Annotated in this window: 13 protein-coding genes; 4 read left to right on the top strand and 9 right to left on the bottom strand. The window is 69.6% G+C overall.

Features of this window, described 5'->3' with window-relative positions; translation table 11 throughout:
- Positions 1-7: 7 nt before the first annotated feature.
- The gene (gene htpX / locus MMF94_RS15145) at positions 8-871 is read right to left on the bottom strand and encodes a zinc metalloprotease HtpX (RefSeq protein WP_241037151.1); all 864 of its coding nucleotides are present in this window, start codon (positions 869-871) and stop codon (positions 8-10) included.
- Between the two features lie 124 nt (positions 872-995).
- On the opposite strand from htpX, the gene MMF94_RS15140 reads away from it, so the two are divergent.
- From MMF94_RS15140 to MMF94_RS15130, 3 genes are all read left to right on the top strand, one after another.
- Positions 996-1,763: an enoyl-CoA hydratase gene (locus MMF94_RS15140; protein ID WP_241037149.1), complete on the top strand. Its 768-nt coding sequence runs from the start codon at positions 996-998 to the stop codon at positions 1,761-1,763.
- 129 nt (positions 1,764-1,892) lie between these two features.
- Positions 1,893-3,824, top strand: a complete 1,932-nt coding sequence (locus MMF94_RS15135; RefSeq protein ID WP_241037147.1) for a 2-oxoacid:acceptor oxidoreductase subunit alpha — start codon at positions 1,893-1,895, stop codon at positions 3,822-3,824.
- The gene (locus tag MMF94_RS15130) at positions 3,821-4,894 is read left to right on the top strand and encodes a 2-oxoacid:ferredoxin oxidoreductase subunit beta (RefSeq protein ID WP_241037145.1); all 1,074 of its coding nucleotides are present in this window, start codon (positions 3,821-3,823) and stop codon (positions 4,892-4,894) included. Before MMF94_RS15135 ends, MMF94_RS15130 begins: the two co-directional genes overlap by 4 nt.
- Before the next feature lie 74 nt (positions 4,895-4,968).
- Here MMF94_RS15130 and MMF94_RS15125 read toward each other — a convergent pair whose 3' ends face one another.
- On the bottom strand, positions 4,969-5,490 hold the full coding sequence (locus MMF94_RS15125) for a hypothetical protein (protein ID WP_241037144.1): 522 nt from the start codon (positions 5,488-5,490) through the stop codon (positions 4,969-4,971).
- Positions 5,491-5,734: 244 nt separating this feature from the next.
- Between MMF94_RS15125 and rarD the strand changes: the two genes are divergently transcribed.
- Complete coding sequence (rarD, locus tag MMF94_RS15120) at positions 5,735-6,664, top strand: EamA family transporter RarD (protein ID WP_241037141.1); 930 nt, start codon at positions 5,735-5,737, stop codon at positions 6,662-6,664.
- Here rarD and MMF94_RS15115 read toward each other — a convergent pair.
- From MMF94_RS15115 to nuoI, 7 genes are all read right to left on the bottom strand, one after another.
- A complete protein-coding gene (locus MMF94_RS15115; RefSeq protein WP_241037558.1) occupies positions 6,640-7,623 on the bottom strand; it encodes a polyprenyl synthetase family protein in 984 nt (327 codons plus the stop codon). The two genes, rarD and MMF94_RS15115, sit on opposite strands and share 25 nt — an antisense overlap.
- Before the next feature lie 98 nt (positions 7,624-7,721).
- Entirely contained in the window at positions 7,722-9,302 is a 1,581-nt protein-coding gene (gene nuoN / locus MMF94_RS15110; RefSeq protein ID WP_379660389.1) for an NADH-quinone oxidoreductase subunit NuoN, read from the bottom strand.
- A gap of 23 nt (positions 9,303-9,325) precedes the next feature.
- Positions 9,326-10,957: an NADH-quinone oxidoreductase subunit M gene (locus MMF94_RS15105; RefSeq protein WP_241037140.1), complete on the bottom strand. Its 1,632-nt coding sequence runs from the start codon at positions 10,955-10,957 to the stop codon at positions 9,326-9,328.
- Positions 10,954-12,864 carry an NADH-quinone oxidoreductase subunit L gene (nuoL, locus tag MMF94_RS15100; RefSeq protein ID WP_241037553.1) on the bottom strand — a complete coding sequence of 637 codons (1,911 nt, stop codon included), beginning with the start codon at positions 12,862-12,864 and terminating at the stop codon, positions 10,954-10,956. The genes MMF94_RS15105 and nuoL overlap by 4 nt, the downstream gene beginning before the upstream one ends.
- Positions 12,865-13,043: 179 nt before the next feature.
- On the bottom strand, positions 13,044-13,343 hold the full coding sequence (gene nuoK, locus MMF94_RS15095; RefSeq protein WP_241037138.1) for an NADH-quinone oxidoreductase subunit NuoK: 300 nt from the start codon (positions 13,341-13,343) through the stop codon (positions 13,044-13,046).
- Positions 13,340-14,164, bottom strand: a complete 825-nt coding sequence (locus tag MMF94_RS15090) for an NADH-quinone oxidoreductase subunit J (RefSeq protein WP_241037551.1) — start codon at positions 14,162-14,164, stop codon at positions 13,340-13,342. Before MMF94_RS15090 ends, nuoK begins: the two co-directional genes overlap by 4 nt.
- A 56-nt stretch (positions 14,165-14,220) precedes the next feature.
- Complete coding sequence (gene nuoI, locus MMF94_RS15085) at positions 14,221-14,763, bottom strand: NADH-quinone oxidoreductase subunit NuoI (protein ID WP_241037136.1); 543 nt, start codon at positions 14,761-14,763, stop codon at positions 14,221-14,223.
- Positions 14,764-14,930 lie beyond the last annotated feature (167 nt).

Genomic DNA, 14,930 nt, shown 5'->3' with positions numbered 1-14,930 from the left:
TCCCCGCTCAGCGGTACCGCAGGCCCATCTCCTCCAGCCGCCGGATGCGATCCTGCATCGGCGGGTGGGTGGAGAACAGCCGGGCCGCCTGCTCGCCCGCCCGGAACGGGCTGGCGATCATCAGGTGCGACTGGGACATGAGCTTCGGCTCGGGGGGCAGCGGGGCGAGCTGGGTGCCGCGTTCGAGCTTGCGCAGGGCCGAGGCCAGCGCCAACGGGTCGCGGGTGAGCGCGGCGCCGCTCGCGTCGGCCTGGTACTCCCGGGATCGGCTCACGGCCATCTGCACGAGGCCGGCGGCGACCGGTCCGAGCAGCGCGATCAGCAGCAGCGCGATCGGGTTGGGGCGGTCCTCGTCGCCGCCCCCGAAGAGGCCGGCGAACATCGCGATGTTGGCCAGCAAGCTCACCATCGAGGCGAGGGCCCCGGCCACGGAGGAGATCAGGATGTCGCGGTTGTAGACGTGGCTCAGCTCGTGGCCCAGCACGGCTCGCAGCTCCCGCTCGTCGAGGAGGGAGAGCAGCCCCGTGGTGGCACAGACCGCGGCGTGGCGGGGGTCGCGGCCGGTGGCGAAGGCGTTGGGGGCAGCGGTGGGTGAGATGTAGAGGCGCGGCATCGGCTGGCGCGCGGTCTGCGAGAGCTCGCGCACGATCCGGTACATGACCGGGTGTTCCGGCTCGGTGATCGGGCGCGCGTGCATGGCACGTAGCGCGATCTTGTCGGAGTTGAAGTAGGCATAGCCGTTCATCCCCAGAGCGACGACGAACGCGATCACCAACCCACCACGCCCGAACAGCGACCCGACGAGCAGCACCAGCGCGCTCAGCCCGCCGAGCAGCATCGCGGTCTTCAACCCGTTCCACGACCTGTGCACCTCGGGTCCCTCCTGTCCCGATCTGTGAACGAACAACGACCTGAGCATGTTCCGGACGAGCACCGGAGCGCGACGTGACCGGCGTGACGGCGCGATCGCGGCTCTCGTAGAGCAAGATGCGGCCATGGCCACCGCAGTCCGCACCGAGATCACCGACCGCGTCGCCGTTCTGACCCTGTCCAACCCGGAACGTCGCAACGCCATGAACCTCGACCTGTCCGGCAAGCTCGCCGACGCCGTGCGGACCGTCACCGCCGACGACGCCGTGGGTGCCGTCGTGGTCACAGGCGAGGACCCGGCCTTCTGCGCCGGCGGCGACCTGGGTGAGCTCGCCAAGGCCGACCCCGCGACCCTCCTCGACGTCTATGCGGGCTTCCTCGCGATCGCCGAGTGCCCGCTGCCGACGATCGCGGCCGTGAACGGCGCGGCGGTCGGAGCCGGGCTCAACCTCGCGCTGGCGTGCGACCTGCGCCTCGCCGGCCCGCGCGCGCGATTCGACGCCCGGTTCCTGCCGCTCGGACTGCACCCGGGCGGCGGCTACACGTGGATGGCGCAGCGCGTGCTCGGCCCGCAAGGGGCAGCGGCGCTCACACTTTTCGGTGACGTCCTCGACGCCCAGGAGGCCGCGCGGATCGGCTTGGTCTACCGCGCGGTCGACGACGTCGTGGCGGCGGCCGTGGAGCTCGCCGCCCGGGCCGCGGCGGCGCCGCCCGATCTCGTCCGCACAACAAAGTCGACATTGCGTCTCACGGCTGGGATGGACACGCAGGCCGACGCTGTTGAGGTAGAGGTGCGAGCACAGGCGGCGTCGGTCAACTCCGACGAGTTCCAACAGCGACTGGCGGCTCTCCAGGCGAAGATCAGCAGCTCAGCCCGTGGACAAAAGGGGTAACGGGCGCATGCACCCGTACGAACCGTGAGGTGTGACATCCACCGGGGTGCGAGGACACTCAGACGTAGCGGGAGTTAACCTCCCAAGGCAAGCCTCAGTAAGCTCCGACGACCCGAGGACCGACCTCGAATGACTTCTGACACCGCCGTCGACCAGCCCACAACACAACCCGGCGGCGGCCCTGAGGTAATCCAGCGCGATCGAGTCGTCATCCGCTTCGCCGGTGACTCCGGCGACGGCATGCAGCTCACGGGCGACCGCTTCACCTCCGAGACCGCCGCCTTCGGCAACGATCTGTCGACCCTGCCCAACTTCCCCGCGGAGATCCGGGCTCCTGCCGGCACCCTGCCGGGCGTCTCGTCGTTCCAGCTGCACTTCGCGAACTACGACATCCTGACCCCCGGTGACCGTCCGGACGTCCTGGTCGCGATGAACCCTGCCGCGTTGAAGGCCAACATCGGTGACCTTCCTCCCGGCGGCGTGCTGATCGTCAACACTGATGAATTCAGCAAGCGGAACCTGGCGAAGGTCGGCTACGAGGCCAACCCGTTGGAGGACGGCTCACTCGAGCAGTTCTCCGTCTTCCCCGTCGCGATGGCCACCCTCACCCGTGGCGCCCTCGAGGAGACGGGGCTGTCCAAGAAGGACGCCGAGCGGGCGAAGAACATGTTCGCGCTCGGGCTGCTGTCCTGGATGTACCACCGCCCGCACGAGGGCACGGAGCGCTTCCTCCGCGAGAAGTTCGCGCGGCGCCCCGAGGTCGCCGAGGCCAACATCCTCGCGTTCCGCGCGGGCCATGCCTACGGCGAGACCACGGAGGCGTTCGCGGTCACCTACGAGGTGGCGCCCGCGAAGCTCGACGTCGGCACCTACCGGCAGATCACCGGCAACACCGCCCTCGCCTACGGGATCATCGCTGCCGGCCAGGTCAGCGGCCTCCCGGTGTTCCTCGGCTCCTACCCGATCACGCCGGCGTCGGACATCCTGCACGAGCTGTCCCGGCACAAGGCGTTCAACGTCACCACGTTCCAGGCCGAGGACGAGATCTCCGGTGTGGGGTCGGCGCTCGGCGCGGCGTTCGGCGGCGCTCTCGGTGTCACCACCACGTCGGGTCCCGGCATCGCGCTCAAGTCGGAGACCATCGGGCTCGCGGTCGCCCTGGAGCTGCCGCTGCTGATCGTGGACGTGCAGCGCGGTGGCCCGTCCACCGGGCTGCCCACCAAGACCGAGCAGGCCGACCTGCTGCAGGCGATGTTCGGCCGCAACGGCGAGGCCCCGGTGCCGATCATCGCGCCGCGCTCGCCCGGCGACTGCTTCGACGCCACGCTCGAGGCCGTGCGCATCGCGGTCACCTATCGCACGCCGGTGCTACTGCTCTCCGACGGGTCGCTCGCCAACGGCTCCGAGCCGTGGAAGGTGCCCGACGCGTCCACGCTCGAGGCCATCGACCCGAAGTTCGCCACGGAGCCGAACGCTCCGAACGGCACCGACGAGTTCTGGCCCTACCTGCGCGATGACGAGACGCTCGCGCGCCCGTGGGCCGTGCCCGGCACGCCGGGGCTGGAGCACCGCATCGGCGGCCTCGAGAAGGCCGACGGACGCGGGTCCATCTCCTACGACCCCGACAACCACGACCGCATGGTCCGGCTGCGGGCCGCGAAGATCGACGGCGTCACCGTGCCCGACATCGAGGTCGACGACCCCACCGGCGACGCGGAGCTGCTGGTGCTGGGCTGGGGCTCCACCTACGGTCCGATCGGTGCGGGCGCCCGCCGCGTCCGCGCGATGGGCAAGAAGGTCGCCCAGGCCCACCTGCGCCATCTCCACCCTCTGCCGGCCAACCTCGGCGAGGTGCTCGCCCGCTACCGCACCGTGCTGGTGCCCGAGATGAACCTCGGCCAGCTGTCGGTGTTGTTGCGCGCCCGCTACCTGGTGGACGCCAAGAGCTACACGAAGGTCTCGGGCCTGCCGTTCAAGGCCGAGGAGCTTCAGGACGTCTTCCTGGACTACCTGAACCCGCACAGCATCAACCCGAATCGCATCAATGGGGTGCATGCATGACCGCGATCGACCTCGGGCTTCCGCAGCTCGGTGGGCTCGACGGCGTCCCGACGACCGACGAGAAGCAGACGGCGAAGGACTTCACCTCCGACCAGGAAGTGCGCTGGTGTCCCGGCTGCGGTGACTACGCCGTGCTGGCCGCCGTCCGCCAGTTCCTCCCCACCCTGGGGATCAAGCGCGAGAACACGGTGTTCGTCTCGGGCATCGGGTGCTCGTCGCGGTTCCCGTACTACCTCAACACCTACGGGATGCACTCGATCCACGGCCGCGCCCCGGCCATCGCCACAGGTCTGGCCGTCACCCGGCCCGACCTGTCGGTGTGGGTCGTCACGGGCGACGGTGACGCCCTCTCGATCGGCGGCAACCATCTGATCCACGCGCTGCGGCGCAACGTCAACCTCAAGATCCTGCTGTTCAACAACCGGATCTACGGGCTGACCAAGGGTCAGTACTCGCCCACGAGCGAGGAGGGGAAGGTCACCAAGTCGACCCCGATGGGGTCGGTCGACCACCCGTTCAACCCGATCTCGGTGGCCCTCGGGGCCGAGGCCACGTTCGTCGGCCGGGCGCTCGACTCCGACCGCAAGGGTCTCACCGAGGTGCTCGGCGCGGCCGCGGCACACCGCGGCACGGCTCTCGTCGAGATCTACCAGGACTGCCCGATCTTCAACGACGGCAGCTTCGACGTCCTGCGGAAGGGCGAGGAGGCCACCGAGCGCCTCATCCCCGTCCGTCACGGCGAGCCCATCCGCTTCGGCCCCGTGGCCGAGGACGGGCTGGGCAGCTACGCCGTCGTCCAGGAGGGGTTCGGCCTGGGCGTGGCGAAGGTCGACGAGGTCGGCGCCGACAAGGTGGTCGTGCACGACGCCACCGACCACAACCTGGCGTTCGCACTGTCCCGGCTGTCCGACCAGAACCTCACGCACACCGTCACGGGGATCTTCCGCAACGCCGAGCGGAGCACCTACGACGACGCCGCCAGGGCGCAGGTGGACGAGGCCCGCCGCACCCGCACGGCCGACCTGCAGGCCCTGATCAACGGTCGCGACACCTGGACCGTCGCGGGCTGACGCACGCGAGAGACCGACCGCTTCGGGCCGGCCGACCGATCCGGTCGGCCGGCCCTTTGCGTTCGTGGCATCGGTCAGGGCGGCGCCGGCTCCACCGGAGCTCGCTGCGGCGGTATCTCGGACGGCGTGGTCGCCCTGCGCGGCCGCTGGGGTGTGGCGCCGGCCTGAGCCCGTCCGTCCGCTCGTGCATCGTCCTTCGCACAGGCGGAGCCGTCCGATCCGGGACGTTCGGGGGACGGCCGGGACGCCGGAGCCACGCCGAGCCCGTCGAGCGCGGCTGCCGCAGCCGCGCCGATGCTCCTACGGCGCCGCGCGAGCTCCTGTTCGCGACCGGCGACCTCCCGCTCGTGATCGAGTACTGCGAGAGCCGGGTCGGCGGGGGGTCGGAACGGCTCCTGCTGCTCGGTCGGTGGCGGGGTCGCGGGGCATGGGGGCGGCGGCGCTGGACCCGACCACGGCGCCATTCCCGTGGGCCCGGGCAGGACCGTAGGGCGGAGCGGCACCGCAGGCCGCACGAACACCAGCCACGTCACACCCGCCCCGGCGAGGAACGCGATCGCGCACAGGAGCCACACCTGGCCGACCAGCCACCACATGCCGTTTCCCCCTCGAGACGACGATCTCGGCACGTCAGGACCCGCGCTCGCTACGCGCATCGCCCTCCCTCGATCGGACCATGTCGGAGGGTTCACCCGCGGGTGAAAGTTCTCGGCGAATCGACACGAACAGTGCACGGCCACCACCCGTTCGGCCCGAACCGCCCTCAGGAGCGGTGACCGGACGCAATGTGACACCGGTGGCGCCAGGAGAGCGCCGTCCGTCGAATGTTCTGATAGGAGGGTGACTGCCCCGTTCACCCATCTCGATCGTCGCGGCGTGCTGCTCGGCGTCGGGGCGTACGTGACGTGGGGGCTCTTCCCGGCGTTCTGGCCACTCCTCGACCCGGCAGCACCGATCGAGGTGCTCGCCCACCGGATCCTGTGGACGCTCGTGCTGATGGCCGTGGTGCTGTCACTGCTGCACCGCTGGTCCGACCTGCGCGGGCTCGCGCTTCGCCACTGGCTGACGGTCACGGCGGCAGCGGTGTGCATCGCCGTGAACTGGGGCGTGTTCATCTACGGCGTCGCGATCGGGCATGTCGTCGAGATCGCGCTCGGCTATTACATGAGCCCCCTTGTCAGCGTGCTGCTCGGGGTCGTGGTGCTGCGCGAGCGGCCACGTGTTCTGGAATGGGTGGCGTTGGCCGTCGCCACCTCGGCCGTGCTGATCATCAGTGTCAGCAACGGCAGCCCACCGTGGCTCGGGCTGGCGCTCGCTGTCTCGTTCGGTGTGTACGGACTGCTGAAGAAGGCGGTTCCGCTGAGCTCAGCCGCCGGCCTCACGGCCGAGGGCGTGGTGCTGGGCCCGCTCGCGGCTGTGCTGATCGTGGTGCTGCAGATCGGCGGGACCGGCACGCTCCTGAACCACGGTGCGTGGCACATCGTGCTGCTCATCGCGGCAGGCCCCGTCACCGCGCTCCCGCTGGTGCTCTACGGCGCCGCTGCCCGCCGGATCCCGCTCACCACGCTCGGCACCCTCATGTACCTGACGCCGACGCTGCAGTTCCTCTGGGGTGTGCTGGTCGTCGGCGAGGCGATGCCGGCCGTGCGCTGGGCCGGCTTCGCCCTGGTGTGGCTGGCGCTCGCGATCCTCACCGTCGACCTGGTGCGGGCCGCCCGCGCGGGTCGAGATCGCCTGACGGAGCGTCAGCCCGTGCGATCCACCACGTAGGTGGTGAGGGAGGCGAGAGCCTCGGCGGCGGGGCTCTCCGGGAGCTTCCCGAGCTCTGCGCGGGCGCTCGCGGCTTCGGCGGCGAGCATCGTGCGCGCGCGCTCGAGCCCGGAACCCGTACGCAAGAGGGCGAGCGCCTCGTCGACCTCGGCGTCGTCGGTGAGCGGCCGCGCCAGCAGCACCCGGAGCCGGTCGGCGTCCGCACCGGTGTCCTGCAGCGCGTACAGCATCGGCAGCGTGAGCACGCCCTCGCGCAGGTCGGTGCCGGGAGTCTTGCCGGACCTGTCCGATGCCGACGCGATGTCGATGATGTCGTCCGAGATCTGGAAGGCGGTGCCGATGGTGGCCCCGAAGCGCTGCAGTGCGTCCACGTGCTCGGGCGGGCAGCCCGAGAACATGCCGCCGTACCGGCCGGAGGTGGCGATCAGCGACCCGGTCTTCTCCGCGATCACCTGCAGGTAGTGCTGCACAGGGTCCTCGCCGGGGCGCGGGCCACGGGTCTCCCGCATCTGGCCCGTCACCAGCTCGGCGAACGTCTCGGCGATGATGCGCACGGCGTCGGGCCCGAGATCCGCGACGAGGCGGGAGGCGTGGGCGAACAGGAAGTCGCCGGTGAGGATCGCGACGCTGTTGTCCCACCGCGAGTTGGCGCTCTCCGCCCCGCGGCGCATCGTGGCCGAGTCCATGACGTCGTCGTGATAGAGCGTCGCCAGATGGATCAGTTCGACGACGGCCGCGGCCGTGATCACCTCTGGCACGTCCGGGTGCGGCCCGATCTGCGCCCCGAGCAGCGTGAACAGTGGGCGGAACCGCTTGCCGCCCGCATCGATGAGATGCAGCGACGTCTCGGTGACGAACCCGTAGTCGCTGCGCACCTCACGGCGCAGCAGCTCCTCGACCCTGTCCAGACCTGTGGCAGTGGCCGCGGCAAGCTCGGCGTCGCCGAGCTCGACACCCATAATCGCATTCGTACCCACGCACGCTCCTCGGTGACGCTCGTCGGCCGCCTCAGCGTCACTGCTGTGTTCAGTGTGAGCCCGCGAGCTCGATGACGTACCTACCCTACGAACCCGCCGCCACCTGCCCAGTCCAAGGCCAGTGTCGGAACGATTCCGAGCAGCAGTGTGATCAGCACACCGAGGGTGATGGCCGCGGTGGTGAACGCTCCGGGCACGGTGACGGTCGGACCGTCGACGGCAGGCTCGCTGAAGTACATCAGCACGATCACACGGACGTAGAAGAACGCGGCGACGGCGCTCGCCACCAGCGCGATCACCACGAGCGGGGCCATCCCGTCGGAGAGCGCCGCGGAGAACACAGCGAACTTGGCGGTGAATCCGCTGGTCAGCGGGATTCCGGCGAGCGCGAGGAGGAGGAACGTCATCACGCCGGCCACCACCGGGGACCGCTTGCCGAGCCCGGCCCACTGGGAGAGGTGAGTGGCCTCGCCGTCGGCATTGCGGACCAGGCTGATCACGGCGAACACGGCGAGCGTGGTGAAGCCGTAGGCCAGCAGGTAGAACAGCGTGCTCGAGACGCCCTGCTCTGTGATCGAGATCGCACCGAGCAGCAGGAATCCGGCGTGCGCGATGGATGAGTAGGCGATCATCCGCTTCATGTCGGTCTGTGTGAGACCGAGCACAGCGCCGATCACCATCGACACGATGGCGATCGCCCAGAGCACCCCGCGCCACTCCCACCGCGTGTCCCCGAATGCCACGTGCAGCACCCGCAGGATGGCGCCGAACGCAGCAACCTTGGTGCAGGCCGCCATGAACGCCGTGACGGGTGTGGGTGCGCCCTGGTAGACGTCCGGCGTCCAGGTGTGGAACGGCGCCACCGAGCCCTTGAACATCAGGCCGACGACGAGAAGGGCGAGCCCGCCGAGCAGCAGCGCGTCGGACCGTGCCGAACCGGCGGCCGCGGTGGCGATGTCGGTGAACCGCACCGAGCCCGCGTAGCCGTAGATCAACGCGAGGCCGTACAGGAAGAAGGCGGACGCGAACGCGCCGAGCAGGAAGTACTTGACCGCCGCCTCCTGCGAGAGCAGCCGCCTGCGCCGGGCGAGCCCGCACATCAGGTAGAGCGGGAGCGACAGCACCTCGAGCGCGACGAACATCGTGAGCAGGTCGTTCGCGGCGACGAACGCCATCATCCCGCCGAGCGCGAACAGCGTGAACGGGAAGACCTCGGTCTGCATGGTGGGCGCGAGGCCCGGCGTGCCGTAGGAGCGGTCCTCCGGGAGGTCGAGCCTTCCGCCGCCGGTACCGCCACCACCGCCGGCACCGACCGCGGCCCGCGACGCCGCCGAGGCGATGAACGCCCCGCCGGGCTCCACGGAACGGTCGGCGATCAGCAGGATGCCGCCGAGGCCGAGCGCGAGCAGCGTGCCCCACAGGAAGAGTGTGGGCCGGTCCACCGCCAGCGCGTCGGCCAGCGTGGTGATGCCGTCGGGAGTGCCGCCTGCGTACAGGCCGAGCGCGAGCCCGGCCGCGCCGACGGCGACGACCGACAGCGTCACCTGGGCGGGCCAGCGCTGGTGGCGTGGGAGGAACGCCTCCACCAGCACGGAGATGCACGCCGCGGCGAGCACGATCAGCAGCGGCGCGATCGCCGCGTAGTCGATGGGCGGCGCCATCAGGGGCGCCTGAGCCAGGCTGCTCACCGGGACTGTCCTCCCACCGGGTCGGCGAGACCCACTTCGTTCATGGTGGCCACCACGGACGGGTTGATGACGTCGAGCACCGGACCCGGGAAGAACCCGAGCAGGACGATCAGCACGATCAGCGGCGTCAGCACGCCGATCTCACGCTTCGACAGGTCCGGGAACCCGGATCCGCCGCGCTTGGCGGCGACGCCGGGGTCGAGCATGGTGCCCGGGCCACCACCCGCACGCTCCAGCGCGCCGAGAACGGCGGCGCCGCGCACCGGGCCCTGCATGGTGCGCTGGTACATCCACAGCACGTAGAGCGCCGCGAAGATGATGCCGACGGTGGCCAGGATCGTGTACACGGGCTCGCGCGGGTAGGAGCCGACGAGCACCAGGAACTCGCTGACGAACGAGTTGGTGCCCGGCAGCGCCAGCGACGAGAGCCCGGCGAGCAGGAACGTGCCGGCCAGCAGCGGGGCGAGCTTGTGGACGCCCCCGTAGTCGGTGACCAGCCGCGACCCGCCACGCACGATGAGCAGGCCGACCACGATGAACAGCATCCCCGTCGAGATGCCGTGGTTGACCATGTACAGCGTGGACCCCGCGAAGGCCTGCGTGGAGAACGCGAAGATCCCGAGCGCGATGAACCCGAAGTGCGCGATCGAGGTGTAGGCGACGAACCGCTTCATGTCCGTCTGCCCCACGGCGAGCAGGCCGCCGTACAGGATCCCGATCACGGCCAGGGTGAGCACCAGCGGCGCGAGCTGCTGTGACGCGAGCGGGAACAGCGGGAGGCAGTAGCGCAGGAAGCCGAAGGTGCCGACCTTGTCCAGCACGCCGACGAGCAGCACGCCCGCGCCGACCGGTGCCTCGGCACCGGCGTCGGGCAGCCAGGTGTGGAACGGCACCAGCGGTGCCTTGATCGCGAACGCGACGAAGAAGCCCAGGAAGAGCCAGATCTGCGTGGACTCCGGCAGCGACGCCGCCATCCGCTGCAGTTCGGTCCAGGTGAAGGTGCCCTGCCCGAGCTGCTCGCCGCTCGCGACGAAGAGGCCGATCACCGAGGCGAGCATGATCAGCCCGCCGAGCAGCGAGTACAGGAAGAACTTGACCGCCGCGTACTGCCTGCGCGGGCCGCCGAACCGCCCGATCATGAAGTACATCGGGATCAGCATGGCCTCGAAGAACACGTAGAACAGGAACACGTCGGTGGCGGCGAAGACGCCGACCAGCAGGCCCTGGGTGGCGAGCAGCAGCGCGAAGAAGCCCGACCTCGTGCGGCCCTCCGGGAGCTTCTCCTCCCAGGAGAACGCCATCACGATCGGCACCAGCACGGCGATCAGGGCCAGCATCACCAGCGCGATTCCGTCGATGCCGAGCGCGAACCGTGTGCCGAAGGCGGGGATCCACGGCACCGAGAGCTCGAACTGGAACCGCGTGCCGTTCGCGGCGTCGGCCACCGAGTAGGAGAGCCAGGTGATCGCGGTGATCACGAGCTCCACCAGCGCGAACCCGAGCGCGACGAGCCTGGCCAGCCGCGGGTTCTCCTTCATCGGCGCCACCACGAGCGCGCCGATGAGCGGAAGGAGCAGAAGAACGAGGAGCAACACGCTTCCTCCTGAGTTCACGGAACCGGCGTTCATGAGAACCGCACCGCCAGGAGCGCCGCCACGACGAGCACCGAGCCGCCGAGCATCGACAGCGCGTAGGAGCGCACGAACCCGGTCTGCAGCCTGCGCAGGCGGCCCGAGCTGCCGCCCAGGAACGCGGCCGTGCCGTTGACCAGGCCGTCGACCCCGCGGTTGTCGACGTAGACCAGCGCGCGGGTGAGCCAGGTGCCCGGCCGCGCGATGAGCGTCTCGTTGATCGCGTTGGCGTACAGGTCACGCCGGGCCGCCCGAACGGGAAGCGACACCGGCTCGGGCCGTTCGACGGGTGTGGGCCGCCTGCCGACCAGCAGGTAGGCGATCAGCACACCCAGCGCGGCGAGCACGAGGGTGAGGATCGTGACCTCGGTGTGCGACAGGGCGGCGTGCTCCGGCTCCACCTGCTCGCCGACCGACGGGGCCAGCCAGGTGGCCAGCACGTTGTTGTAGGTGAGCAGGAAGCCTGCGAAGACCGACCCGATCGCGAGCACGATCATCGGCCCGGTCATCGAGGGCGGCGACTCGTGCGGGTGGTACTCCTCGCCGTCGGCTGTGCGGAGCTCCTCCCAGCGCTTCTTGCCGAAGAAGGTCATCAGCATCAGGCGGGTCATGTAGAAGGCGGTGATACCGGCCGCGATCGCGGCCGAGAGCCCGAACACCCAGCCCTGCCAGCCCGGAGCCGTGAACGCGGCCTCGATAATCGCGTCCTTGGTGAAGTAGCCGGACAGGCCGGGGAAGCCGATCAGCGCGAGGTAGCCGAGTCCGAACGTCACGAACGTGATCGGCATGTACTTGGCCAGGCCGCCGAACCTGCGCATGTCGACCTCGTCGTGCATCGCGTGCATGACCGACCCGGCACCGAGGAAGAGCCCCGCCTTGAAGAAGCCGTGGGCGAGCAGGTGGGCGATGCCCAGGGCATAACCGACCGGTCCGAGGCCGACCGCGAGGATCATGTAGCCGATCTGGCTGACCGTGGAGTACGCGAGCACCTTCTTGATGTCGTCGTAGGCGCACCCGATGATCGCCCCGATCAGGAGCGTGATCACGCCGACGAGCGTGACGACCAGCCTGCCAGTCTCCGTGAGGTTGTAGATCGGGCTCGCCCGCGCGATCAGGTACACGCCGGCGGTGACCATCGTGGCCGCGTGGATCAGCGCCGACACCGGAGTGGGGCCTTCCATCGCGTCCGGCAGCCAGGACTGCAGCGGGAACTGGCCGGACTTACCGCAGGCACCGAGCAGCAGCAACAGCGTGATGGCGATCAGCGCAGGCGTGGAGACCTCGCCGATCCGCTCGAACACCTCGGTGTACTGGATCGTGCCCAGCTGCGTCCAGAGCAGGAAGATCGCGAGGGCCAGCCCGACGTCACCGACGCGGTTCATCAGGAAGGCCTTCTTCGCGGCGGTGGCCGCGGACGGGCGGTCCTGGTAGAAGCCGATCAGCAGGTAGGACGCCAGACCGACGCCTTCCCAGCCGAGGTAGAGCATCACGAAGTTGTTGCCCAGGACGAGCAGCAGCATCGCCGCGACGAACAGGTTGAGCTGCGCGAAGAACCGCCGCCTGCCAGGGTCGTGGCTCATGTAGCCGACCGAGTAGATGTGGATCAGCGATCCGACACCGGTGATCAGCAGCACGAAGGTCAGCGACAGCGGGTCGAGCCGCAGCCCGAAGTCGATGTGCAGGGAACCGACCGAGATCCAGTCGTAGAGCGAGAGCTCCCGCGTGCGTTGCGCAGGGTCGAGCGACACGGTCTCGAGGAAGATCAGCAGACCGACGACGAACGACGCGACGACGGTGAGCACGCCGAGGATGTGGCCCCACGCGTTCGCCCGCCGCCCGGCGACGAACAGCACGAGTGCCCCGAGCGCCGGCAGCGTGAACAGCAGCCAGGCCAGTGAGGCCATACCGGTGGCTGCACCGACCTCCGGAAGCTCGGTGGCCTGGGCCAGCACGGCGGTCACCGCGGGCTCCGGGCGGTGGCCGCGCCGATCACGGCACGGACGTCACGAGTAGGCGCCGGCCGGCGACGTTCGCGCCGGGACCGCGGCAACTGGTGCGGGGTGAGCACGGGGAGCTCCTAGTCTCAGTACTTGAGCAGGTTCGCGTCGTCGACCGACGCGGTCCGGCGGGTGCGGAAGATCGACATGATGATCGCGAGACCGACCACGACCTCGGCGGCCGCCACGACCATCACGAAGAACGCCATCACCTGGCCGTCGAGCTGGCCGTTGATCCGCGCGAATGTCACCAGGCTCAGGTTCACGGCGTTGAGCATCAGCTCGATGCACATGAACACGACGATCGCGTTGCGCCGCACCAGCACGCCCACCGCGCCGATGGAGAACAGCAGCGCCGAGAGCAACAGGTAGTAGGTGGGGCTCACCGGGTCTCCTCGGAGGTGTCGTCGGTGGACCGGGAACCGGTGAGGGCGTGGGCGTCCGGGTGCGGTTCGTCGACGGGCTCCACGCGGGTGCCGTCGATGATCGCCGAGAGCGACTCGGGGGCGATCGAACCGTCCGGCAGCACAGCCGGGACGGCCACCGAGTTGGCCGTGGCGTACACACCGGGACCGGGCAGCGGCGAGATCCGGTCGTGCTCGCCCCGGAGCCGGGCTTCGACGGTCTCGCGCTGGCCGCGCTTGGCGTGGCTCTTGCCCTGCGCGAACGCCAGCACCATCGCGCCGAGCGCCGCGGTGATGAGCAGCGCGGACGTGAGCTCGAAGGCGAAGAGGTACTTGGTGAAGATCAGCGCGCCGAGCCCGGTGACGTTGCCGCTGTAGCCCGCGCCGTTCGCGGCGAGCCCCACCGACGTGACGGAGGTGAGCGAGCGCCCGATGGCGGCCACCAGCAGCACCGCCAGCCCGACGCCCAGACAGAGCGCCGCCAGCCGCTGACCGCGCAGCACCTCGACGACCGAGTCGGAGCTGTCCCTGCCGACCAGCATCAGCACGAACAGGAACAGCATCATGATCGCGCCGGTGTAGACGATGATCTGCACGAAGCCGAGGAACGGCGCCTGCTGCACGATGTAGAAGACAGCAAGGCAGAACATCGTGCCCACCAGCGCCAGCGCCGAGTGCACGGCGTTGCGGGCGAACACCATGCCGAGCGCGCCGGCAAGCGCGATCGGGCCGAGAATCCAGAAGACGACGGCCTCGCCGACACCGACGGTGTCTGCCGAAGGGGCGCTTGCGGCCCCGAGCATCAGCTCCGAAGGGGCGCTTGCGGCCCCGAGCATCGGCAGTGCTTGTGCGAGCACGCTCATCTGACCTGCTCCCCCACCGGGTCGGTCTCCGGGTTCTTCCGCGCCAGCTGCGGACCCTGGACGTAGTAGTCCTGCTCGTCCTTGCCCAGGCGCATCGGGTGCGGCGGCTGCTCCATGCCGGGCAGGAGCGGCGCGAGCAACTGCTCCTTCGTGTAGATCAGGTCCTGCCTGTTGTCGTCGGCCATCTCGTAGAAGTTGGTCATCGTCAACGAGCGGGTGGGGCAGGCCTCGATGCAGAGCCCGCACCCGATGCAGCGCAGGTAGTTGATCTGGTAGATCGCGCCGTAACGCTCACCCGGGGAGTAGCGCTCCTCCTCGGTGTTGTCCCCGCCCTCCACGTAGATCGCGTCGGCCGGGCACGCCCAGGCGCACAGCTCGCAGCCCACGCACTTCTCCAGCCCGTCCGGATGCCGGTTGAGCTGGTGGCGGCCGTGGTACCGCGGCGCGGCCGGGGGGAAGTTCTCCGGGTACTCCTCGGTGACGACCTTCTTGAACATCGTCGAGAAGGTGACACCGAAGCCCTTGAAGAACTCAAACATCGTCGGTCTCCTTGGAGGAACCACCCGTCAGAACCGGCTTTCGTTCCGGTTCGGCGTCCATTGCGCGCGGGCGTAGCTTGTGGCGCGACGGTGTGGGCACCGTCAGGTCCAGCGGTGGCACCGGGTAGTCCGAGGCCAGCTCGATCACCGGCTCCTCGACCTTGCGG

Source organism: Pseudonocardia alaniniphila (genome assembly GCF_022524485.1).
GTDB lineage: Bacteria > Actinomycetota > Actinomycetes > Mycobacteriales > Pseudonocardiaceae > Pseudonocardia > Pseudonocardia alaniniphila.
This window is presented reverse-complemented; position numbering and strand designations above follow the sequence as displayed.

Excerpts from the sequence above, each read along its gene's own strand:
- nuoN (WP_379660389.1), bottom strand. The coding sequence starts at position 9,302 with ATGGCGCCGCCCATCGACTACGCGGCGATCGCGCCGCTGCTGATCGTG.
- MMF94_RS15115 (WP_241037558.1), bottom strand. The coding sequence starts at position 7,623 with ATGGGTGTCGAGCTCGGCGACGCCGAGCTTGCCGCGGCCACTGCCACA.
- MMF94_RS15090 (WP_241037551.1), bottom strand. The coding sequence starts at position 14,164 with ATGCTCGGGGCCGCAAGCGCCCCTTCGGCAGACACCGTCGGTGTCGGC.
- nuoI (WP_241037136.1), bottom strand. The coding sequence starts at position 14,763 with ATGTTTGAGTTCTTCAAGGGCTTCGGTGTCACCTTCTCGACGATGTTC.
- MMF94_RS15140 (WP_241037149.1), top strand. The coding sequence starts at position 996 with ATGGCCACCGCAGTCCGCACCGAGATCACCGACCGCGTCGCCGTTCTG.
- MMF94_RS15135 (WP_241037147.1), top strand. The coding sequence starts at position 1,893 with ATGACTTCTGACACCGCCGTCGACCAGCCCACAACACAACCCGGCGGC.
- MMF94_RS15130 (WP_241037145.1), top strand. The coding sequence starts at position 3,821 with ATGACCGCGATCGACCTCGGGCTTCCGCAGCTCGGTGGGCTCGACGGC.
- MMF94_RS15105 (WP_241037140.1), bottom strand. The coding sequence starts at position 10,957 with ATGAACGCCGGTTCCGTGAACTCAGGAGGAAGCGTGTTGCTCCTCGTT.
- nuoL (WP_241037553.1), bottom strand. The coding sequence starts at position 12,864 with ATGGCCTCACTGGCCTGGCTGCTGTTCACGCTGCCGGCGCTCGGGGCA.
- MMF94_RS15125 (WP_241037144.1), bottom strand. The coding sequence starts at position 5,490 with ATGTGGTGGCTGGTCGGCCAGGTGTGGCTCCTGTGCGCGATCGCGTTC.